This window comes from Catenulispora sp. EB89, from assembly GCF_041261445.1.
GTDB lineage: Bacteria > Actinomycetota > Actinomycetes > Streptomycetales > Catenulisporaceae > Catenulispora.
In genome coordinates, this window is sequence record NZ_JBGCCU010000028.1 from 1 (window position 1) to 22186 (window position 22186).

The following is a 22186-nucleotide window of genomic DNA, read 5'->3' on the forward strand; positions in this document are numbered from 1 at the left end:
CGAGTGCCCCCGCCGGAGGCGCCTGCCTTTGATCTTAGGCACCCACCACGCCCGACGATCGCCGCCTACGCAACGCATGCGCAGTGACTCGGACCCGTGCGCGGTCGTGCCCAGCCTGGCCGCCGGCCGCCAGCGCAACCAGCGGGGCACCACCGAACTGCGCCACCCAGCGAGGTCACCAAACCTTAGGCGAAGCCGTCAAAAAACGCCTTTGACTGCCAACCCACCAACAAACCGCACCCGCCACCAACACCCCCAACCCCCACACAGCCCACCACCACCGCTCTCAGACCGTATCGACATCAGCCACCACAGCCACCGCCCGTGTCGAATAGCGCGCCATCAGCGCCGCGGTCCAGCCCGGGTCGGGCATCTGTCCGATGTCGGCGATCCGGGCCGCCAGCTCGGCGAAGTAGTCCTCGTATCCGCTCGGCGTGAGCATGACGACGTAGCGCGCCGACTCGGGAAACGGGTTGGCGAAGCCGTGGGCCAGCCCGCGGCCGGCGAACACCGTGTCGCCGGCGGCGGCGGTGCGGTATCCGGCGTCCACTCGGAAGCGCATGCGGCCTTCGAGGAGGACGAAGCATTCGTCGTGGCCGTCGTGGATGTGCGGTGCGGGGCCCGGATGGCCGGAGGGCAATACGCCCTCGATGACGGTCAGCGTGCCGTTGGTGTCCGCCGCGCCGACCTTGACGACCATCCGCCAGTTCGGCAAGTCGAGCCTGGTGCCTTCCCCGATGACTTCGCTCATGGCGATCAAGGTAGAGGCCGCGACCTCCGCCGCGCCCCGGCCAATCCGCGGCGAGTGGACCCGCGCCTCCTGAAACTTCCAGCGCCGATACCTTCGGCGGCCCGCGCCGACCCCGACCTGTCCGATCCGCCCTCTAAGATCGCCGCATGAGCAGCCCCGCAGTACCCGAATGGACCGGAGTCGCCCTCTCCGTCAGCCTGGTCGGCCTCGCGGTCCTCATCGCCTGGCGCCAGCGCCTGGGGCTGGCGCGCGAGGTCGTGGTCGCCGCGGTGCGGGCCGGGGTGCAGCTGTTCCTGGTCGGGGCCGTGCTGCTCTTCCTGTTCAAGCACGCGGGGCTGCCCGGCGGGTTCGCGTGGCTCGCGGTCATGGTGGTCATCGCCGGGCAGGTGGCCGGGCGGCGGGGCAAGGGGCTGCGGCACTCCCGGTACGTCGCCACCGCGGCCGTGGCGGTCGCCGCCGCGGTGACGATGGGGGTGCTGATGGCGTTCGGCGTCATCCAGACCACGCCGCGGGTCGTGGTGCCGGTCGGGGGGATGGTGGTCAGCGGGGCGATGGCGGCCACCGGGGTCACGCTGGCGCGCATGGTGGCCGAGGCGAAGGGGCAGCGGGCCGCCATCGAGGCGCGGCTGTCGCTCGGGCTCAGTGCCACCGCCGCGTTCGCGCCGCACCGGCGGGAGCTGCTGCGGACCGCGCTGATCCCGACGCTGGACTCCACGAAGGTGGTCGGGCTGATCAGCCTGCCCGGGGCGATGACCGGGCTGATCCTGGCCGGGGTGTCGCCGGAGGTGGCCATCCGGTACCAGATCGTCGTGATGTACATGCTGCTCGCCGCCGCGGTGATGGCCGCGCTGGCCGCCGCCGAGCTCGGGCAGCGGATGTTGTTCACTCCGGCCCAGCAATTGCGCTGATTCCGGCGGCGCGCGGGAGTGCAGGTCAGCGCGGTTTCGGCGGGCGGCGGGCGGGATTCGAACACAGCCCGATGCTCAATGGCGGCCGTCCGTTAATCGCGCTCTCAGGCTGGTATGCCTAAGCTCCACTCCCATGACTACGCCAAGCAGCACCGACAGCGTCGAAGCCGCCGACGGCGACGCCGTCCTCGAGGTCGAGACCGAGACGAAGGCCGACGCCAAGGCCGACGCCAAGCCCGAGGCCACGGCCCCGTCCGCCGCCGACGACATCGCCCCGGTCGCCCCGGTCGCCGACGAGATCATCCCCGAGCTCGTCGAGGACGAGGACGACTACCTCGACGGCGACGCCCTCGTCCTGGACGAGGCGAAGACCGGCTCCGGCATCGTCGCCGGCGCCGGCGCGATCGTCGCCACCGGCCTGGCCCTGACCTCGATGGGCGGCAGCTGGGTCGGCGACATCCTGGCCCAGCGCCAGCAGCTGATCGGGCAGATCAACACCGCCAACTCCGCCGCCGACGCGATCATCAAGCAGCGCTACACCGAGCCGTGGCACAAGACCGCGCTGGTCGGCATCTGGTTCGCGGTGGCCGCGATGCTGGTCGCCGCCGCGACGCTGTTCGTCGGCGAGTTCTTCGCCAAGCATCCGGCCCCGGCCTGGGTGCGCGCCCTGACCTGGGGTGCCCTGGCCCTGGGCATCGTCGGGCTCGGGGTGTCGGCGGCGATCTACTTCGACGTCTTCACCGGCACCATCACCGTCCCGGCGGGCGCTGCCAGCGGCGGACAGTGACCTGAGGCGGTGTCCGGGGCGGCCACGACGCCGCCCGGCTACCTTCCGGCCCACTCGTCCGCGGTCAGCTCGTAGCGGACTTCCCCGTGCTCGGAGCCCTCGATCGGCTCCAGCTCGGGGAAGTACGTCTCCACGTGCCGCATCCCCAGCTTCTCCATCACGTGGCGCGACCCGCGGTTCACGAACATCGTCTCGGCCCAGATGAGCCGGACCCCGAGCTCGGTGAACGCCTTGCGCACCAACGCCTGCGACACCTCGGTGGCATAGCCCTTGCCCCACGCCGCCCGCCGCAGCCGGTACCCGAGCTCCGCCTCGTCCAACGGCCCGTCGGGCTTGGGCCGCAGGCAGAACCAGCCGACGAACGCGCCGCCGTCCTTCTCCTGCGCGGCGAACAAGCCCAGCTTGTGGTCCCACTTCTGCACGCCCGCGATGATCCTGGGCAGGATCCGCTCCCGGATGTCCTCCGGCGCGGTCGGCTTCCCGCCGCTCAGATACCGCATCACCGCCGGGTCGCTGTCCAGCTCGATCAGCAGCTCGGCGTCGTCCGCGGTGAAGGGGCGCAGGACCAACCGCTCGGTCTCAAGGTAGGTAGCCACAGCGCCGATCATCGCCCAGGAATGGTCAGGCCACCCAGCGGTTTTCCTCCGATACCGGCGGCAGCGCGGCCTCGCACCGGAACGCCGCGGCCAGCCGCCGCACCGCGTCCCGCAGCGTCTGCTCCGGCAGCGTGTAGGGGATCCGCACCCGGTGCTCGAACGTCCCCGGGTCCACCCCGAACTGCGGCCCGCCGACCAGCCGCACCCCGAACGCCGCGGCCCGGTCGGCCAGCTCCGAGGACGACGGCTCGCCGAGGTCCACCCACAGCGACAGCCCGCCGGCCGGCCGGCGCCACGACCAGTCCGGCAGCTCCGCGGCCAGCGCCTCCTCCAGCACGGCCCGCTGCCGCCGCAGCCGCTCCCGCCGCTCCTCGACGAAGCCCCCGCCGCGGCGCAGCAGCGCGGCGGCGATGATCTGGTCCAGCACCGAGCCCGCCATGTCCATCGCCACCCGCTGTCCGGCCAGTTCGGTGGCCATCCGCGGCGTGGTCCGGATCCAGCCGATCCGCAGGCCGCCCCAGTGGCTCTTGGACATCGAGCCGACGCAGATCACCTGCTCGGCCGCCGCGCGCGAGACCGAGGCCGGGAACGGGACCGGGGACGGGACGTCCAGGGCCATGTCCGAGACCGTCTCGTCGTTGATGATCCAGGTGCCGGCGGCGCGTGCGGCCTCCGCGGCCTCGGCGCGGCGCTCCTGCGACATCAGCGTGCCGGTCGGGTTCTGGAAGTCCGGGATCAGGTACGCCACCCGCGGCGCCGCCTGCCGCAGCTGCGCGGCCAGCACGTCGGACTCGATACCGTCCTCGCCGATCGGCACCGGCACCGGCCGCAGCCGGGCCCGCCGCATGGCCTCGACGCTGTTCGGATAGGTCGGGCTCTCCACCACCACCCGGTCCCCCGGCCCGCACAGCAGGCCCAGCGCCAGCACGTTGCCGTGCTGCGCCCCTGAGGTGATGACGATCTGGTCCGGGGTGGTCGGCAGGCCGCGCTCGACGTAGCGCTCGGCGATGAGCTCGCGCAGCTCCGGCCAGCCCGCGTGGTAGTAGCCGGTGTCCATGGTCAGGGCGGCGAACGTGGGCGCGACCTCGGCCAGCACCTCGGCCATCAGCTCGCCGGGCATGCCGAAGGAGGCGCAGGACAGGTCGATGGCGACCTCGGCGGCGCCGGGCTGGGCCGGCAGCAGCCAGCCCCCGGAGACCTGCGGGCCGGCCCCCGGCGGCAGCGTGGTCCAGGTGCCCGAGCCGCGCCGGCTCTCCAGGAAGCCGTCCTCGCGCAGCAGGTCGTAGGCGGCGGTGACGGTGGTCCGGCTCATCCCGAGGGCGGCGGCCAGGTCGCGCTCGGCCGGGACCCGGGTCCGCAGCGCGATGCGGCCGTCGAGGATCAGGCACCTGACGCTCTGGGCCAGCGCGCGGTAGGCGGGGCGGCGGTCGGTGTCGCCGGCCGCGTCGGCCACCCCCAGATGCGAGACGTCGCGGACCAGCCGCGCCAGCCGGGTGCTGCCCACCGAGCGGTCGGTCGTCGCCAGTTCCAACGGAGCTGCCATGCCACCCTCCCTTGATTGGCCCTACACGGCGGGCCACTTGAAGTCCATCCTGATGGAAGTGGCCCGCAAGGGCAATCCTGAGGGAGGCCAGCATGACCAGCACGGTGTCGACGCAGGGCTCGTCCACCCTTGCTCCGGTAGTCGGCGACCAAGCCGAGCGCGCCCTACTGGGGCACCACGAGCAGCGGATCTCGGACCCGCTGCCGGTCGGCGACCTGGTCCGAGCCGGATTGGCCTGGCTCTCGGCGCTGATCCCGCGCGACCGGCGCGCGCACCGCATGGTCCAGCTCCAGCTCGGGCTGATCCTCTACGGCGTCAGCGACGGCATGATCCTGATGTCCGGCCTCGGCGCCAACCCCTGGGACGTGTTCCACCAGGGCCTGGCCAAGCACATAGGCCTGCAGGTCGGCACCACCGTCATCCTGGTGGGCGTCGCGGTGATGCTGTTCTGGATCCCGCTGCGGCAGAAGCCCGGCTTCGGCACGCTGAGCAACGTGGTCGTGGTCGGCCTGGCGATGGACGGCGCGATGGCCTGGATGCCGAGCCCGCACGCCTGGTGGCTGCGCTGGGGCGAGATGCTCGCCGGCGTGGTGCTGAACGGCGTGGCGACCGGCGCGTACATCGGGGCCGGCATGGGCCCCGGCCCGCGCGACGGCGTGATGACCGGCTACGCCGCGCGCGGCCACTCCGTCCGCGTGGTCCGCACCTCGATGGAGCTCACGGTCCTGGCCAGCGGCTGGCTCCTGGGCGGCACGGTGGGCATCGGCACCGCGGCCTACGCGCTGCTGATCGGGCCGCTGGCGCACCGGTTCATCCCGCTGCTGGCGATCAGGACGAAGGACGGCGCCGCGGAGCGGACGACGAAGCCGGAGAAGCGCCGGCTGGTGGCCGCCGGAAGCCTGGCATCAGAGAACTGCTGAGCCGGAGAACCGCCAAGTATCAGAGAACTGCTGAGAAACACCGGACTCCGGAGCGCGTCTTCCTTGGTGGGGCCTTGGGGGACGCGCTCCGGTTTTGCCTGGCAGCAGCGCGGTCAGAACCCCCGCACCTTGCGCGGCCGGATCCGCGTCGCCACCGAGTACTTCTCCATGGCCTCCGCGACCGTCTTGCCGAAGTAGCGCGCGGCCCGGTCCGTGTACTTCGCCACGAACTCCGGGATCTCGCCGATCGTCGGGTGGCCCTCCAGGATCTCGACGTCACCGGTGAAGACCTGCACCTCCAGGTCGTTCACGCCGCCGTCGAAATGCAGCGCGACCGTCGGCCGCTCCTTCATGGAGCGCAGCCGGGCCGCGGTGTCGGAGTGGTAGATCAGGAAGCTGCCGTCGCCCCACTCGTCGTCCTCGTCCGGGACCCACAGGAACCACACCGGGTTCGGCTGCGGGACGCCGGCGGAGTTGACGGTGACCAGCCAGACAATCTCTTCCTCGGCCAGGCGGCGGCGGACGGTCCGGCCGAACTCGGTGGCGGGGTCCGGGAGGACATGGGCACCAGCGGCATCATTCATGGGGCCAAGATAAACAGCGGCCGACGACTATGCGATCAGCTTCAGCGCGACTACGCGATCAGCTTCAGCACGGCGTCGCAGAGGTCCCTCGGCAGGATGAAGGAGTCCGACTCGTTCATGTCCAGCACCACGCCGTCGACGCCGTCGTAGTCGGCCAGCCGGAACAGTGCCGAGGCGGCCATGTCGGCGGCTCCGGTCACCCCGGGATCGCGCTGCTGGTGCGCGGCGTACAGGTCCGGCGCGGTGAACGCCATGACGAAGTTGCCCGGCGGCTTCAGCAACGCCACGACCCGCGGCCGGCCGGTGTCGTCGACCGGGACCACGTAGTGCTCGAACCCGGCGAGCCGTTCACCGAGGTCCTCGCCGCTGTCGGTGAGCGCCGTCTCGACCTCCAGCGCGGCGATCCAGCGGGCCAGGAAGTCCAGAACCGCGCCGTCGATCCCGAGCGACCAGCCGTGCTCGACCGCGCCGGCCGGGTTCACCTGGATCTCCGACACGCCGGTGCCCAGCGCCCCGAACAGCTCCACGCCGCGCACCGGGCCGCCGGCCGCGGCGAACGCCGAACCGGCCTCGATCGCGGCGTTCACCTGCTCGGCGTCGGTGAACACCCACAGCCGGCCCGGAGCCGGCGCCTGGCCGAGGGCCGGCGTCGGGATCATGCTGTCGTAGACCCTGCGGTCCGGGAACACCTCGTCGAGCCACATCATCGGGGCGTACCACCCGTCGTGGGCAAGCAAGGCGCGTACCACGTCGCTCTCCGACGCCTCCCCGCGCGCGTAATCGGTCAGAACCCCGGTCACCGCAGCCATGGGACCAGTCAATCAGGGTTCGCCGACACACGACAAGGGCGGGCCGGGATCACTCCCGGCCCGCCCTCTCGCACGCTTTTCAAGCGCTGGGCGTCACGCCTTCGCCGGCGCCGCGTCCTTGGCGTCCTTGCCGTCCTTGGCGTCCTTGGCCTGGCCCTTGGGCTCGTACACCGCGTCCACCCCGGCCTCCTTGCGCTGCGCCGCGGTGATCGGCGTCGGCGCGCCGGTCAGCGGGTCGCCGCCGGTGGCGGTCTTCGGGAAGGCCATCACGTCGCGGATGGTGTCCGCGCCGGTCAGCAGCGCGACCAGGCGGTCCAGGCCGAACGCGATCCCGCCGTGCGGCGGCGGGCCGTAGTTGAAGGCCTCCAGCAGGAAGCCGAACTGCGACTGCGCCTCTTCCTGCGACAGGCCGATCGCGGCGAACGCGCGCTCCTGCACGTCCTTGCGGTGGATACGGATCGACCCGCCACCCAGCTCGGTGCCGTTCAGGACGATGTCGTAGGCGTTGGACAGGGCCGAGCCCGGGTCCTTGTCGAAGCTGTCCAGGCTCTCGGCCGTGGGCGCGGTGAACGGGTGGTGCACCGCGTGCCAGCCGGTCTGCTCGCCGGCCGCGTCCTCGATCGGCTCGAACATCGGGAAGTCCACGACCCACAGGAACTTCCAGGCGCTCTCGTCGATCAGCTCGCCGCGCTTGCCGATCTCCAGCCGCGCCGCACCCAGCAGCTCCTGGGAGGCGGCACGCTTGCCGGCGGCGAAGAACACCGCGTCGCCGGGCTTGGCGCCGACCTTGTCGGCCAGACCGGACAGGTGCGCCTCGGACAAGTTCTTGGCGACCGGGCCGCGCAGCTCGCCGGTCTCGGCGTCGATGACCACGTAGGCCAGGCCGCGCGCGCCGCGCGCCTTGGCCCAGTCCTGCCAGGCGTCCAGCTCCTTGCGGGTCTGGGCCGCGCCGCCGGGCATCACCACGGCGCCGACGTAGGGCGCCTGGAACACCCGGAACTCGGTGCCGGCGAAGTACTCGGTCAGCTCGGTGAGCTCCTGGCCGAAGCGCAGGTCGGGCTTGTCCGAGCCGAAGCGGTCCATCGCCTCGTGGTACTTCATGCGCGGCAGCGGCAGCGGGATCTCGACGCCCAGCGTCTCCTTCCACACCGCGGCCACGATCGCCTCGCCGACCTCGAGGATGTCCTCCTGGTCGACGAACGAGGCCTCGACGTCCAGCTGCGTGAACTCCGGCTGCCGGTCGGCGCGGAAGTCCTCGTCCCGGTAGCAGCGCGCGATCTGGTAGTAGCGCTCCAGGCCGGCGACCATCAGCAGCTGCTTGAACAGCTGCGGGGACTGCGGCAGCGCGTACCAGGTGCCAGGCTGCAGGCGGACCGGCACCAGGAAGTCGCGCGCGCCCTCGGGGGTGGAGCGGGTCAGCGTCGGGGTCTCGACGTCGAGGAAGCCGTGCTCCTCCATGACGTCCCGGATGACCTTGGTGGCCTTGGAGCGCATGCGCAGCGCCCGGGCCATCGGCTCGCGCCGGATGTCGAGGTAGCGGTACTTCAGCCGCATCTCCTCGTTGATGTTCGAGCTCTTGTGCTCGTCGATCGGGAACGGCAGCGGCGCGGCCGGCGAGAGCACCTCGACGGTGTCGACGACGACCTCGATCTGCCCGGTCGGCAGGTCCGGGTTCTCGTTGCCGTCGGGGCGCACGCGCACCTCGCCGGTGGCCACGACGCAGTACTCGTTGCGCAGGTCGTGCACGGACTCGCTCTCGCGGACCACGACCTGCACGAAGCCGGACGCGTCACGCAGGTCCAGGAAGGTGACGCCCCCGTGATCGCGCCGGCGGGCGACCCACCCGGCCAGCGTGACGGTCGTGCCGGCGTCGGACGCTCGGAGCGTTCCCGCCTCATGGGTGCGGATCACTTCAGCTTCTCCTGAATCGTCGTGACGATGTCGGAGAGAGAGCTGGGCTCCTGCTCACCGGTCGCCAGTTCCTTGATCTGAATGACGTTCTCTGCGATGTCGCGCTCGCCGAGGATCAGCGCGTACTTCGCGCCGGACCGGTCGGCGGCCTTCATCGCGGCCTTCATGCCCTTGCTGCCGTAGCCGAAGTCGGCCGCGACACCGGCCCGGCGCAGCGTGGTGACCAGCTCGAACAGCAGCTCGCGGGCCTCGTCGCCGAGCGGCACCGCGAAGACGTCCAGCTGTTCGCCGCCGGGCACCGCGCGGCCCTCGGCCTGCAACGCCAGGACGGTCCGGTCCACGCCGAGCGCCCAGCCGACGCTCGGCAGGTTCGGCCCGCCGAGGTCCTCGGACAGGCCGTCGTAGCGGCCGCCGGCGCCGATCGCGGTCGGCGAACCGGTGATGCCGCTGTGCACGAACTCGAACGTGGTGCGGGTGTAGTAGTCCAGGCCGCGGACCAGCTTCGGGTCGTCGACGTAGGCGACGCCGGCCTTGGCGAGCAGGCGGCGCACCTCGTCGTGGTAGGCCTGGCACTCGTCGCAGAGGTTGTCGCTGATCAGCGGGACGTCGGTGAGCTGCTTCTGCACCGCCTCGCGCTTGTCGTCCAGCACCCGCAGCGGGTTGATCTCCGCGCGCTTGCGGGTCTCCTCGTCGAGGTCCAGCCCGCGCAGGAACTCCTGGAGCTTCTCCCGGTAGGCCGGCCGGCACTTCTGGTCGCCGAGGGAGTTCAGCAACAGGGTGTACTCGGTCAGGCCCAGGCCCCGGTAGATGTCGTCGCCGATGATCAGCAGCTCGGCGTCCAGCGCCGGGTCCTCCGAGCCCAGCGCCTCGGCGCCGACCTGTGAGAAGTGGCGGTAGCGGCCGCGCTGCTGCTTCTCGTAGCGGTAGAAGGAGCCCGAGTACCACAGCTTCACCGGCAGGCTGCCGCGGATCAGGTTCGCCTGGAGCGCGGCGCGCAGCACCGAGGCCGTGCCCTCCGGCCGCAGCGTGATGTCGTCGCCGCCGCGGGTGGTGAAGGAGTACATCTCCTTGGTGACGATGTCCGTGCTCTCGCCGACGCCGCGCTTGAACATCGCGGTCGACTCGAAGGCGGGCGTCTCGATGTAGCCGTAGCCGGCCCGGCGCAGCGGCGCGGACATCGCCTCGCGCACGCCGAGGTAGCCCGCCGAGTCCGGCGGGAGCAGGTCGAAGGTGCCAGGGGCGTTCTGGAACTTGGTCATGATGGTCGTGGGTATCCCTACAAGCCGCGGGGGGTGATCCGCTGCGGCGCGGCTTCCGTCAGGAACGGGTTCGTGGCGCGCTCGCGGCCGATCGTGGTCTGGGGGCCGTGGCCGGACAGGACGACGGTCTCGTCCGGCAGCGGCAGGCAGACGCGGGCCAGTGACGCCAGCAACTCTTCGCGGTCGCCGCCGGGGAGGTCCCAGCGGCCGACTGCTCCGGCGAACAGGAGATCCCCGGTGAAGAGCACCTGCGGGATGTCCTGCTGCTCGGGAGTCCGGAACGTCACTGAGCCCTTGGTATGGCCCGGGGCGTGGTCGACGGTTATCTCCAGACCGGCCAGGCTCAGCACGACGCCGTCGGTGAGCTCGCGGACCTCGTCCGGCTCGACGAACTTCGACTGCCCGAAGATCGGCGTGCCCGGCGCGATGCCGAGCCAGCTCTGCGGGTCGGTCAGCATCCCGCGGTCGTCGGGGTGGACGTAGGCCGGGACGCCGTAGTCGCCGCAGACCGGGATGACGCTCATCGTGTGGTCGACGTGGCCGTGGGTCAGCAGGACGGCCACCGGCTGCAGCCGGTGCTCCCGGACCGCCTCCTCGACCCCGGCTGCGGCGTCCTCACCGGGATCGATGATCACGCACTGCTCACCGGCGCCGGGCGCCACGAGATAGCAGTTCGCACCCAGGCTTCCGGCTGGGAATCCGGCGACAAGCACGCGCGCCCCACACTCAGTTCGGTCGATGCGGTTGGAGATTTCCCTACGCAGGTTACCGGCGGCCCCGGTCCCTTTGCGAACTCATTGGAAGCTCACAGGTGATTTCTAGGGAACGCACCGTACACTGTGCCGCTGGAGCTCGACTTGTTCGGGATCTTGGTCTGGAGAAACAGAGCTCAAAGCCCCATAGACACCCCTGAGAAGACACACGACACGACCTCGGCCGGCAGGGTCGACCACACCCCGGAGGCGAATCGGTGACCAGCAAGGACCGTCAGCGAGAGCTGGAGCGCGCCCGCTACGAGCGCGTCCAGGCCCGCTTGGCCCAGCAGCAGGCGGCCGCCAAGAAGCGCAACAAGATCACAGCCGCCGTGGCCGCGGTCGCGGTGGTCGGGATAGGAGTCGGCGTCGCGATCGCGACCAGCGGCGGCAACAAGACCGACTCCGCGGCCAGTTCCACGCCGACGTCGGCGTCCTCCACGCCCTCGGGCTCCCCGACGTCGCCGGCGCCGACCAGCTCCAGCCCGGAGAAGATCGGCTACACGAAGACCGGCAACGCGTCCAAGGACGTCGGCGTGCCGACGTACAACGCGGCCGACGCGGCCAAGCCGTACAGCGCCACGATCAGCTTCAACTCCGGCGACCTGTCCTTCGACGCGCTGACCACGAAGGCGCCGTACACCACGTACTCGTTCAAGTACCTGGCCGGCAAGGGCTACTTCAACAACACCACCTGCCACCGCCTGGTGACCTCGGGGATCTATGTGCTGCAGTGCGGCGACCCGAGCGGCACCGGCTCGGGCGGGCCGGGCTACCAGTTCCAGGACGAGAACCTGACCGGCGCCACCTACCCGGCCGGCACCATCGCGATGGCGAACGCGGGCCCGGGCACCAACGGCAGCCAGTTCTTCATCGTCTTCAAGGACTCCCCGCTGCCGGCGAACTACACCCCCTGGGGCAAGGTGACCGCCGGCATGGACGTGGTGACCAAGATCGCCGCGGCCGGCGAGGACGACTCGAACGGCCAGGGCGACGGCAAGCCGAAGCAGACCGTCACCATCAAGAGCGTGACGATCAAGTAAACAAGGGACGGACCGCGGCCGCCGCGGTGTCCCCCGGGCGTTCCCGCGGCATCGCCGCGGCGCTCTTCCGGCATGCCCGGGACGCCGGGGCGGAACAGCGGTTCGATTCCGGAACGTGACGCGGGCCGTCCCCTCACCGGGACGGTCCGCGCTATTGTGTCCCACTGGACGACCGGAACCCGGATCCGTGCAGCTTAATTGTGGCGGACCGGTCCTCAGACACCCCGGTCCAGCAGAACTTGGAGGCTCATCGTGGGCGAGGCAACCGAGGCTTGGGGCCGGGTCGCCGAGGACGGCACCGTCTACGTCCGGACCGCCGACGGCGAGCGGCAGGTCGGCTCGTGGGCGGCCGGCTCCCCGGACGAGGCGCTGGCGTACTACCAGCGCAAGTTCGACGGCCTGAAGGTCGAGGTCGACCTGATCGCCAACCGGCTCAAGCAGTCGGGGCCGTCCGCGCCGTCGCCCAAGGACGCCCTGGACAAGATCGGCAAGCTCCGCGAGTCCATCTCCGGCGCCAACGCCGTGGGCGACCTGGACGGCCTGCTGGCCCGGCTGGACGGCCTGGTGGAGCTGGCCGAGCAGCGCAAGGCCGAGCACCGCGCGGTGCGCGAGCAGCAGCAGGCCGAGGCCCGCGGCGCCAAGCAGGCGCTGGCCGAGGAGGCCGAGCGGCTGGCCGTGTCCACCGAGTGGCGGGTCGCCGGGGACCGCATGAAGGTCCTCCTGGACGAGTGGAAGGCCGCCCCGCGCCTGGACCGCAAGACCGACGACGAGCTGTGGCACCGGCTGTCCCAGGCCCGCTCGGCCTTCGCCAAGCGCCGCAAGCAGCACTTCGCCGAGCTCGACGCCCAGCGCGTGGAGATCCGCGCGCACAAGGAGCGCCTGATCGCCGAGGCCGAGGCGCTGCAGGACTCCACCGACTGGAACCCCACCGCCGGCCGCTTCCGCGACCTGATGAGCGAGTGGAAGACCGCCGGCCGGGCGCAGCGCGACGTCGAGGACGAGCTGTGGAAGCGCTTCAAGGCCGCCCAGGACACGTTCTTCGCGGCCCGCAACGCGGTGCTCGACGAGCGCAGCGGCGCCGAGCGCGAGAACCTGGCCGCCAAGGAGATCCTGGTGGTCGAGGCCGAGGCCCTGCTCCCGATCACCGACCACCGCGCCGCCCGGGTCGCGCTGCGCTCGCTGAACGAGCGCTGGGAGGCCATCGGCCCGGTCCCGCGCGACGCCCGCCAGCGCATCGAGGGCCGGCTGCACACCGTGGACCGCGCCATCGCCGACGCCGAGGCCGCCGAGCACTCCCGCAAGGACCCGGAGAAGCGGGCCCGCGCCGAGGCCACCGTCGAGCAGCTGCGCGCCGCCCTGGACAAGCTGCGGGTGCAGGCCGACAAGGCGCGTGCGGCCGGGCAGGAGAAGAAGGCGGCGGAGGCCGAGGCTTCGATCGCGGCCCGGCAGGAGTGGCTGGCCGAGGCGGAGAAGGCGCTGGCGGAGTTCACGCGCTGAGCTTGGTTTCTTTGGCCACGAGTTCGGCCACCGAGTTCGGCCACGAGTTCTGTCGATCCGGGCGTCCTCCTTCGGGAGGGCACCCGGATCGTTTGTGGGGCAAGGGTTCTGGCGCCTTCAGGTGTTGTCTTTAGGCGTTGTCTTTAGGTGTTGTCCCGTAACAAGCTCATCGCCGCTGAGCGCGCTCGAGGTTCGTTTTCCCTACGCCCACGTCGACAGCCCGAATCCGATGGCGCCGGCCAGCGCGAAGGCGGCCGCGGTGAGCATCAGCACCGCCACGACGGCGCCGGCCGCGGCCGTCCCGGGGGCGATGCGCGCCGGCCAGATCCGGGTCGGATGCCGGGGGTCGTAGCGCAGCCGGATACGGCCGTCCGGCGCCTCGGCGAACGTGGCGCGGCTGCCGGCACGGCGGGTCTCACCGCGCAGCGTCGTGAACTCGTAGACACGGTGCAGGACATAGCTCTCGTCCGAGGGATGCGGCGGCACCGTGTAGCCCTCGCTGGTCGCGAAGCCCTCCACGACGACCGTGCGGCGCCACGCGGCCGGGTCCACGACGTAGTCCACGCACAGCGCCACCAGCATCCACGGCAGCCCGACGGCGAGCACCCCGAAGCCGCCGGCGACGACCCACAACGCGGCCCGGTCCCAAAGTCCTGCGATCAGCAGACCGAGCAACGCCGCCAGGTGCGCCGCGGCTATGGCGATCAACCCCTTGCGCGCAGGGGACAACGTCATCCGCGCCGGGACTCGACTCCGCACCCGCACACCCTAGCGATCACGGCGTCCCGGTTGTAGCCCGAATCGTGCGCTTGCCCAAAACGTTGCGATAGCCCGAAACGCCTCACCGGCATAATGCGCGGTCTGCCAGGCAGGCGCAGCTCACGACGCATGACCGGGAACGCGGCCGGCACGTTCGCCCGGCCTCGCCACCGCAGCCGCGATCGCCGCCACCCGCGCGGACTGACGGGCGGGGTCGGGCCCGTGGACGTGGCGTTCAGCAGTTGAGGTTCGGGACTTGAGGTTCGCGGGTGAGTGCGAACAAACTCACGCGTGCTTCGCGCTCGTCACCCGATAAACGTCAAACACCCCTTCAACGCCCTTAACAGCCTTCAGCACCGCCCCCAGATGTGCCGGGTCGGCCATCTCGAACGTGAACCGCGAGATCGCGACCCGGTCGCGGCTGGTCGTCACGGAGGCCGACAGGATGTTGACGTGCTGGTCCGACAGGACGCGCGTGACGTCCGAGAGGAGCCTGGACCTGTCTAGCGCCTCGACCTGGATCGCGACGAGAAACATGGACGCCCCTCCGGGCGACCATGACACCTCCACCATCCGTTCGGGCTGGGCGGCCAGCGATTCGATGTTGGTGCAGTCGGCGCGATGGACGCTGACGCCGGAGGCTCGGGTGATGAAGCCGATGATGTCGTCGCCGGGGACCGGGGTGCAGCAGCGGGCCAGCTTGACCCAGATGTCGTCCGCGCCCTTCACCAGGACGCCGGGGTCGCCGGCGGGGCGGGCCTGGCCTCGGCGGGACAGCTTCTCGATGTTGCCCGGGACGGTCGCCTCGGCCAGGTCCTCGGTCGCGCCTTCTTCGCCGCCGAGGAGGTGCAGGAGGCGGTGGACGACGTGCTGCGCCGAGACGTGGCCTTCGCCGATCGCCGCGTACAGGGCGCTGATGTCGGCGTGGCGGAGGTCGTGGGCCACCGTGGCCAGGGACTCGGAGGTCATCAGGCGCTGGAGTGGCAGCCCCTGCTTGCGCATGGCCTTGGCGAGCTGGTCCTTGCCCTGCTCGACCGCCTCCTCGCGGCGCTCCTTGGTGTACCACTGGCGGATCTTGTTGCGGGCGCGCGGGGACGCCACGAAGCCCAGCCAGTCGCGCGAGGGGCCGGAGTTCGGGGCCTTGGAGGTGAAGATCTCCACCACGTCGCCGTTGTCCAGCTTGCTGTCCAGCGGGACCAGGCGGCCGTTGACGCGGGCGCCGATGGTGTGGTGGCCGACCTCGGTGTGCACCGCGTAGGCGAAGTCGACCGGGGTCGAGCCGGACGGCAGCGCCATCACCATGCCCTTGGGCGTGAAGACGTAGACCTCGGCGGTGGACAGGTCGAAGCGCAGGGCGTCCAGGAACTCGTTCGGGTCCGCGGTCTCCTTCTGCCAGTCCAGCAGCTGCCGCAGCCACGCCATGTCGCCGCCGGGGTTGGCGGTACCGGCGCCGTTGGTCGGCTTGCGGACGCCCTCGACCGCGTCCTCCTTGTACTTCCAGTGCGCCGCGACGCCGTACTCCGCGCGGCGGTGCATCGCGAAGGTGCGGATCTGCAGCTCCACGGCCTTGCCGCCGGGGCCGATGACCGTGGTGTGCAGGGACTGGTACATGTTGAACTTCGGCATCGCGATGTAGTCCTTGAACCGGCCGGGGACCGGGTTCCACCGCGCGTGAATGGCGCCGAGCGCCGCGTAGCAGTCGCGCACCGAGTCCACCAGGACCCGGATGCCGACCAGGTCGTAGATGTCGGCGAAGTCGCGGCCGCGGACGATCATCTTCTGGTAGACCGAGTAGTAGTGCTTCGGCCGGCCGGTGACGGTGGCGCGGATCTTCGCCTCGCGCAGGTCGCCGTGCACCGCGTCGATGACCTGGCTCAGGTACTCCTCGCGCTTGGGCGCGCGCTCGGAGACCAGGCGCACGATCTCGTCGTACATCTTGGGGTAGAGGATGGCGAACGCCAGGTCCTCCAGCTCCCACTTGATCGTGTTCATGCCCAGCCGGTGCGCCAGCGGGGCGTAGATCTCCAGCGTCTCGCGGGACTTGCTCTCCTGCTTCTCCCGCTTCATGTAGCGCATGGTGCGCATGTTGTGCAGCCGGTCGGCGAGCTTGATGACCAGCACGCGGATGTCCCGCGCCATGGCCACGACCATCTTGCGCACGGTCTCGGCCTGCGTGGCCTCCCCGAGCTTGACCTTGTCCAGCTTCGTGACGCCGTCCACGAGCAGCGCGACGGTGTCGCCGAAGTCGCCGCGCAGCATGTCGAGGCTGTAGTCGGTGTCCTCGACGGTGTCGTGCAGCAGCCCGGCGCACAGCGTCGGGACGTCCATGCCCAGCTCGGCCAGGATCGTGGTGACGGCGAGCGGGTGCGTGATGTACGGGTCGCCGCTCTTGCGCCGCTGGCCGCGGTGGTGCCGCTCGGCGACTGCGTAGGCCTGCTCGACCGGCTTCAGGTCGGCCTTGGGATGGTTGGCCCGGATGATCTTGAACAGTGGCTCGAGCACCACCGGCGGGCCACCGCTGCGGGTACTCCCCAAGCGCGCCAGGCGTGCGCGGACGCGGCTGGAGCTGGGGCGGGACGTGCCGGACTTAGCGCCGGCGGCGGCTGGGACCGGCGGCGCGGCAGGGAGTGCGGCTGAGCTGAGGCGCGCGGGAGCGGCGGACGGCGGTGTGGGCACGGCCGGCGCGGCAGATGCCGACGCCGCGGGCGCCGCCTTGGCGCGCGGGGCGGACCCGGCCGGCGGAGTCGGCACGGAGGCCGCTGCGGACACAGTGGATGCTGCGGGGGATGCGGGCGCGGAGGCAGCCGTGGCGCTCGCCGGAGAAGCAGCCGGCGCAGTCGAAGCAGTCGGCGCAGGCACGGTCGGTGCGGAAGTAGCCGCCGGCGCCGAAGAAGACGGCGAGGCCGATGAGGAGGCAGCTGAAGGGTTCGCCCGAGAGCCGGCTGAAGCGCTCGGCGCGGAAGCAGCTGTAGCGCTCGCCGAAGAAGCAGTCGAAGCGGCCGAAGCAGTAGAACCAGTCGGCGCAGGCACAGTCGGCGCGGACGAAGCCGCCGCCCCAGACCCGCCCGGAGCCGTAGCGGCCTTGGGAGCCCGAGCGTGCGGCTTCCCCTGCCCCGACCCCTGCGGCTCCCCGGCAGCCGCCGTGGCGCCGTTCTGAGCGGCAGCAGCAGTCGCCGCGGCCGCGCTCTTGCCCGCGCCACCGGACCCGGAGCCCTTACCCCGGCCGGTCTTCCCCGACTTCGCAGCAGCGTCGTTCCCCGTGGCGGCCGTGCCGTTCGCGCTTCCGTTCGCCGCGGCGTCGCCGCCGCCGGTCGCGCCGGACCCGGCCGTCGTCCCGACCTGCTCCTTCGTCGCCAAGCGCGACCCCTCTCGCCTAGTGGGTTCGCCCAGTGTAACGACCGCTGCCCGGGCATTGTTTCCCGGTCGGCGGAACAGCCAGGTCAGGACGCCGGTTCAGACCACCAGGAGCGGGTGGATCCCCGCGTTCGGGACGGCCGCGGCGAAGCGCTCGCGGCCGTGCAGGAACGCCAGCTCCATCAGCACCGCCAGTCCCACCGGCTCCGCGCCCGCGTCGCGCACCAGGTTCGCCGCCGCGACCGCGGTGCCGCCGGTGGCCAGGATGTCGTCCACGACCATCACGCGTTCGCCGGGGTGGAAGGCGTCGCGGTGCACCTCTATGGCCGCGGTTCCGTATTCCAGCTGGTAGTCCTCATGGTACGTCTCGCGCGGCAGCTTGCCCGCCTTGCGCACCGGCACGAACCCGACGCCCGCCGCCAGCGCCACCGGGGCCGCCAGGATGAAGCCGCGCGCCTCCAGCCCCGCGACGCGGGTGGCCCCGGCCGCGCGGACCAGCTCGGCCATCGCCCCGACCACCACCGCGAACGCCTCCGGGTCGGCGAGCAGCGGGGTGATGTCCTTGAACACGACCCCCGGGTTCGGGAAGTCGGGGACGTCGAGAATGCGAGTGGCGAGGACCTTGGACAGGTCCCCGCCACTGGAGGTTTCGGGGAAGCTCACCGAGCGAGCTTACCCTGTGCGATCACCGCTCCCGGCCCCGCGCCGCAGCGGCGCGGGCAGGTGGGAGCAGGTCAGCGCCGCTTGCCGCTGGGCCGGTTCCGGCCCCGGTCCCCGCGCACCGGCTGGTTGCGCGGGCCGCGCGGCACGTCCCGCGCCGGCTCCCCGGCCCCGGCCGCCTCGAAGTCCTCGGGGTCGCCGGGGTACTCGTCGCCGAGCCGGTCGTCCTGCGACGGCACGGCGTTGCGCTCGGCCCGCGCCGCGGCCTTGGCCTGCGACCCGGACGCCTTGCGCTTCAGCGTGCGCATCTCCGGCTCGCGCTCCTTCAGGTCGACCAGGATCGGCGTCGCGATGAAGATCGAGGAGTAGGTGCCGACCGCGATACCGACCAGCAGGGCCAGCGCCAGGTCCTGGAGCACGCCCGCACCGCCGCTGACCACGGTGCCGGCGAACAGCAGCGCCGCCACCGGGATCAGCGCGATCAGCGAGGTGTTCAGCGAGCGGATCAGGGTCTGGTTGACGGCCAGGTTGGCGGCCTGCGTGTAGCTCTGGTCGGTCTTGGTGGTGCCCAGGCCCTTGGTGTTCTCGCGGACCTTGTCGAACACCACGACGGTGTCGTACAGGGAGTAGCCCAGGATCGTCAGGAAGCCGATGACCGTGGCCGGGGAGACCTCGAAGCCGATCAGGGCGTAGATACCCGCGGTGATCACCAGGTCGTGGATCAGGGCGATGATGCCGGACAGCGCCATCTTCCACTCGTAGAAGATCGCCAGGTACAGCATCACCAGCGCCACGAAGACGATCAGACCCTCGATCGCCTTCTGCGTGATCTCGTGGCCCCAGGAGCCGGAGACCAGCTGCACCGTGACCGCGTCGGGGTTGTTCTTCTGGCCGGCGTCGGTCGCGATCGCCTCGCGCACCTTGGCCAGCTGGTCGCTGGTCAGCGGCGTGGTCTTGACCACGACGTGCCGGCCGTCGGCGCTGTTCGAGGTGTAGACCTGCGGGTCCTTGACGATGGCGCCGACGTTGTCGGTGATGGTCTGGGTGCTGGCCGAGGCGGACTTGATGTCGAACTGCGACCCGCCCCGGAAGTCCAGGGTGAAGTTCAGACCGAGCACCACCAGGGACACGACCGAGATGAGCAGAAGCGCGCCGGAGATGGTGTACCAGCGCTTCTGCTTGCCGATGAAGTCGTAGGCGACCTCGCCGCGGTACAGGCGGTTGCCCCAGCTGTTGTGGGCGGACATCAGGCTTCATTCCCTTCCGCGGAGCCCCGACGGGCGGCGGCACGGCGGTCGACGACCGTCTGGCGGATGCCCGGCGACTTCTTCACGCCCAGGCGGTTGGGGTCCAGCCCGGACCAGGGGTGGCCGTCGTTGAAGAAGCTGCGGCGGGCCAGCAGCGTGACGATCGGCTTGGTGAAGGTGAAGACCACCACGATGTCCAGGAGGGTGGTCAGACCCAGGGTGAAGGCGAAGCCCTTCACCGTGCCGACCGAGACCTCGTACAGCACGAAGGCGGCCAGGAAGGACACGAAGTCCGAGGAGATGATGGTGCGCCGGGCCCGGACCCAGCCGTGGTCCACGGCTGTTCTCAGGGTTCTGCCTTCGCGCACTTCGTCGCGGAGTCGTTCGAAGAAGATGACGAACGAGTCCGCGGTGATGCCGATGGCGACCACCAGACCCGCGACGCCGGCCAGCGACAGCCGGAAGCCCATGGCCGGGCCGAGCAGGCTCGCCAGCGAGTAGGTGAGGATCCCGGAGATCAGCAGGGAGGCCACGGCGACCAGCGACAGACCGCGGTAGTACGCGATCAGGTAGGCGACGACCAGCACCAGGCCGATCCCGCCGGCGACCAGGCCGGCGGTGAGCTGGTTGCCGGCCAGCGAGGCCGAGATCTGCGAGACGTCGCCCTGGTCGAAGGTGATCGGCAGCGCGCCGTACTTCAGCACGTTGGCCAGGTTCTCGGCCTGCTTCTGGGTGAAGGTGCCGGTGATCCGGGCGTTGCCGTCGGTGATCGGCTGCTGCACGGTGGCCGCGCTGTAGACCACGCCGTCCAGGTCCACGGCGAACTGCCCGCCATTGCCGTTCAGCTCGGTGGTGACCCGGCCGAAGTCCGCGGCGCCCTTGCTGTTGAAGGACAGGTCCACTTCCCACTGGCCGGTCAGGAACGCGTTCTGGCCGCCGGCGGTCACCGCGTTGGCCGAGGCGCTGGACAGGTCCTTGCCGTCCACGTCCGCCGGCTGGAGCAGGTACGGCACGTGGCTGGTGAAGTCACAGCCGACCGCGAACGCGTTGGCGGCGAACATGCTGCCCAGCGTCGTCGGCGGCTTGGTGCAGTCGATCGTCTCGTACAGGAACAGCGTGTTCTGGTCCGGGGTGGTCTGCTTGACCGTGCCGTCCGGCGCGGTGGCCGGGGCGCTCGGGGACGCGCTCGGCGCGGACGGGGAACCCGAGGCCGGGGGCGACGACGGGGTCGACGGCGTGGACGCCGAGCTCTTGGAGCTGGCGGTCGCGGTCGCGGTGCCGCTCGGGGAGCTCGGGGTGGTGCTGGGGGTGGCGTCCTTCAGCCCGGAGTCGGCGACCCGGTGCTGGGTGGACGTCGCGGTGCCGGTGGGCGTCGACGGGGTCGAGGACGTGCTCGGCTTCGACGACGTGGCGCCGCTGCTGCTGCCCTTGGACGAGGGCGTGCTGGACGCCTTGGAGCCGGACCCGGACGGCGTGCCGGTCCCGGACGGGCTCGGCGTGGAGGTCTGCGGGGTGTTCGGCGTCAGGCTCTGCCGCAGCGGGACCCCGTACTGGGTCGGGTCGGAGACCACCACGCGGAAGTACAGCTTCGCGGTCTGGCCGAGCTCCTTGAGCAGGTCCGAGGAGTTCTTGCCGGGCAGGTCGATCTCGATCGAGTTGTTGCCCTGCTTGGTCACCTCGGCCTCGGACACACCCTGGCCGTTGACGCGGTTCCGCATGATCTGCAGCGCCGTGTCCATGTCGCCGGCCGCGGGGGTCTTGCCCTGGGCGGTCATGGTCATCGTGGTGCCGCCGGCCAGGTCGATACCGAGCTGGGGCGTGCGGTGCCCGGTGCCGATCATGGTGCCGACCAGCGCCATGATGACGGCGGCCAGCGCCGTCAGGGGGGTCCATGGGCTCGTCTTGCGGTTCCGGGACCGCGGAGCCTTCGATCCGGCCAAGGGATTCGTCCGTCTCTTCGTGTCGTGTCGTGTCCGGCGACGGCGCGTCGGTCACACCCCACGCCGCCCCGCCACCCGGACCGGGGTTCACAGTCCGTGGCGGCGGTGCGACCTTACAGGTTTTCGGTGAGGAAACCTTTTGTGTTGGCGAGCCAAATCGGGACCGGGGTCACGACTTCGCCGGCTCGGCGTCCTTGACCTCCTCGGCGGAGTCCTCGGAGGCGGCCGGCTCGACGTCGGACTTCTCGGACTTGTCGGTCTCGGACTTCACGGCGTCGTCGGCCGCCGGGGCGCCGTCGGCGTCGGCCGGCTTCGCGTCCTGCGCCGGGACGGCGTCCTGGGCCGGGATGGCGTCGTGCACGCCGTGCGGGGCGTCGCCGATGCCGCCGGGGGTCGGCGCGTCCTCGGCCTCGTCCGCGGTCTCGTCCTCGGCCTCGTCGTCCATGATGATGCCGACGATGGCGGGCTTGCCGAACTTGATGCGCGTCCCCGGGGTGGTCTCCACGATGGCCCAGTCGTCACCGACCTCGACGATGGTGCCCATGATCTGGGCCGTGGTCCGCACCTGCGCGCCGGGCTGCAGGTGCTGCAGCATGTCGGACTGCTGCGACCGCGCTCGCTTCTGCGGACGGATCATCATGAAGTAGAACATGGCCCCGATCAGGACGATCCAGATCAGGAAAACGGGAGATCCCATAGGTGTCGCTGGTCCTTGTTGAAGACCGCCGGCGCCGGGCCGGGAGGTCGCTGATGGGCGGTGGGGGGCACCGCCCGACTCGCGGGAGTTTATGCGAGCGGATACGCCCCGAACAACGGTCCGGGGCCTACGGCCGGTTCCCGTGACCCAACGTAGTCGAAATCATCCG

At 71.0% G+C, this 22186-nt stretch carries 19 protein-coding genes; 5 read left to right on the forward strand and 14 right to left on the reverse strand.

Annotation, left to right across the window (positions count from 1 at the left end):
• Nucleotides 1-286: 286 nt before the first annotated feature.
• The gene (locus ABH920_RS40375) at nucleotides 287-751 is read right to left on the reverse strand and encodes a cupin domain-containing protein (RefSeq protein WP_370354598.1); all 465 of its coding nucleotides are present in this window, start codon (nucleotides 749-751) and stop codon (nucleotides 287-289) included.
• A 146-nt stretch (nucleotides 752-897) separates the two neighbouring features.
• Between ABH920_RS40375 and fetB the strand changes: the two genes are divergently transcribed.
• Nucleotides 898-1659, forward strand: coding sequence for an iron export ABC transporter permease subunit FetB (gene fetB / locus ABH920_RS40380; RefSeq protein ID WP_370354599.1), 762 nt, complete (start codon nucleotides 898-900; stop codon nucleotides 1657-1659).
• 133 nt (nucleotides 1660-1792) lie between these two features.
• A complete protein-coding gene (locus ABH920_RS40385; RefSeq protein ID WP_370354600.1) occupies nucleotides 1793-2446 on the forward strand; it encodes a hypothetical protein in 654 nt (217 codons plus the stop codon).
• A 38-nt stretch (nucleotides 2447-2484) separates the two neighbouring features.
• Here the strand turns inward: ABH920_RS40385 and ABH920_RS40390 are convergent, their stop codons facing one another.
• Together ABH920_RS40390 and ABH920_RS40395 are read right to left on the reverse strand one after the other, a co-directional pair.
• Nucleotides 2485-3042, reverse strand: coding sequence for a GNAT family N-acetyltransferase (locus ABH920_RS40390; RefSeq protein ID WP_370354601.1), 558 nt, complete (start codon nucleotides 3040-3042; stop codon nucleotides 2485-2487).
• A gap of 25 nt (nucleotides 3043-3067) precedes the next feature.
• Nucleotides 3068-4585: a PLP-dependent aminotransferase family protein gene (locus tag ABH920_RS40395; RefSeq protein ID WP_370354602.1), complete on the reverse strand. Its 1518-nt coding sequence runs from the start codon at nucleotides 4583-4585 to the stop codon at nucleotides 3068-3070.
• Nucleotides 4586-4677: 92 nt separating this feature from the next.
• On the opposite strand from ABH920_RS40395, the gene ABH920_RS40400 reads away from it, so the two are divergent.
• Entirely contained in the window at nucleotides 4678-5505 is an 828-nt protein-coding gene (locus ABH920_RS40400) for a YitT family protein (protein WP_370354603.1), read from the forward strand.
• Nucleotides 5506-5618: 113 nt separating this feature from the next.
• On the opposite strand, the gene ABH920_RS40405 is transcribed toward ABH920_RS40400, so the two are convergent.
• The 5 genes from ABH920_RS40405 to ABH920_RS40425 all read right to left on the reverse strand — a co-directional run bounded on the left by ABH920_RS40405 (nucleotide 5619) and on the right by ABH920_RS40425 (nucleotide 10781).
• Nucleotides 5619-6089, reverse strand: a complete 471-nt coding sequence (locus ABH920_RS40405) for a pyridoxamine 5'-phosphate oxidase family protein (RefSeq protein WP_370354604.1) — start codon at nucleotides 6087-6089, stop codon at nucleotides 5619-5621.
• 50 nt (nucleotides 6090-6139) lie between these two features.
• Complete coding sequence (locus ABH920_RS40410) at nucleotides 6140-6898, reverse strand: hypothetical protein (RefSeq protein ID WP_370354605.1); 759 nt, start codon at nucleotides 6896-6898, stop codon at nucleotides 6140-6142.
• A gap of 93 nt (nucleotides 6899-6991) precedes the next feature.
• Complete coding sequence (gene aspS / locus ABH920_RS40415; protein WP_370354606.1) at nucleotides 6992-8809, reverse strand: aspartate--tRNA ligase; 1818 nt, start codon at nucleotides 8807-8809, stop codon at nucleotides 6992-6994.
• Nucleotides 8806-10068, reverse strand: coding sequence for a histidine--tRNA ligase (gene hisS, locus ABH920_RS40420; RefSeq protein WP_370354607.1), 1263 nt, complete (start codon nucleotides 10066-10068; stop codon nucleotides 8806-8808). The genes aspS and hisS overlap by 4 nt, the downstream gene beginning before the upstream one ends.
• A 17-nt stretch (nucleotides 10069-10085) precedes the next feature.
• Entirely contained in the window at nucleotides 10086-10781 is a 696-nt protein-coding gene (locus ABH920_RS40425; protein ID WP_370354608.1) for an MBL fold metallo-hydrolase, read from the reverse strand.
• A 257-nt stretch (nucleotides 10782-11038) separates the two neighbouring features.
• On the opposite strand from ABH920_RS40425, the gene ABH920_RS40430 reads away from it, so the two are divergent.
• Both ABH920_RS40430 and ABH920_RS40435 read left to right on the forward strand, forming a co-directional pair.
• Nucleotides 11039-11863, forward strand: a complete 825-nt coding sequence (locus ABH920_RS40430; protein WP_370354609.1) for a peptidylprolyl isomerase — start codon at nucleotides 11039-11041, stop codon at nucleotides 11861-11863.
• A gap of 252 nt (nucleotides 11864-12115) precedes the next feature.
• On the forward strand, nucleotides 12116-13360 hold the full coding sequence (locus ABH920_RS40435) for a DUF349 domain-containing protein (protein WP_370354610.1): 1245 nt from the start codon (nucleotides 12116-12118) through the stop codon (nucleotides 13358-13360).
• A 201-nt stretch (nucleotides 13361-13561) separates the two neighbouring features.
• Here ABH920_RS40435 and ABH920_RS40440 read toward each other — a convergent pair whose 3' ends face one another.
• From ABH920_RS40440 to yajC, 6 genes are all read right to left on the reverse strand, one after another.
• Nucleotides 13562-14119, reverse strand: coding sequence for a hypothetical protein (locus ABH920_RS40440; RefSeq protein ID WP_370354611.1), 558 nt, complete (start codon nucleotides 14117-14119; stop codon nucleotides 13562-13564).
• A gap of 285 nt (nucleotides 14120-14404) precedes the next feature.
• On the reverse strand, nucleotides 14405-16978 hold the full coding sequence (locus tag ABH920_RS40445; protein WP_370354612.1) for a bifunctional (p)ppGpp synthetase/guanosine-3',5'-bis(diphosphate) 3'-pyrophosphohydrolase: 2574 nt from the start codon (nucleotides 16976-16978) through the stop codon (nucleotides 14405-14407).
• 594 nt (nucleotides 16979-17572) lie between these two features.
• Entirely contained in the window at nucleotides 17573-18136 is a 564-nt protein-coding gene (locus tag ABH920_RS40450; RefSeq protein WP_370354613.1) for an adenine phosphoribosyltransferase, read from the reverse strand.
• A gap of 71 nt (nucleotides 18137-18207) precedes the next feature.
• Nucleotides 18208-19380: a protein translocase subunit SecF gene (gene secF, locus ABH920_RS40455; RefSeq protein WP_370354614.1), complete on the reverse strand. Its 1173-nt coding sequence runs from the start codon at nucleotides 19378-19380 to the stop codon at nucleotides 18208-18210.
• A complete protein-coding gene (gene secD, locus ABH920_RS40460; RefSeq protein WP_370354615.1) occupies nucleotides 19380-21320 on the reverse strand; it encodes a protein translocase subunit SecD in 1941 nt (646 codons plus the stop codon). The genes secF and secD overlap by 1 nt, the downstream gene beginning before the upstream one ends.
• 169 nt (nucleotides 21321-21489) lie before the next feature.
• Nucleotides 21490-22017, reverse strand: coding sequence for a preprotein translocase subunit YajC (gene yajC, locus ABH920_RS40465; protein ID WP_370354616.1), 528 nt, complete (start codon nucleotides 22015-22017; stop codon nucleotides 21490-21492).
• Nucleotides 22018-22186: the final 169 nt, after the last annotated feature.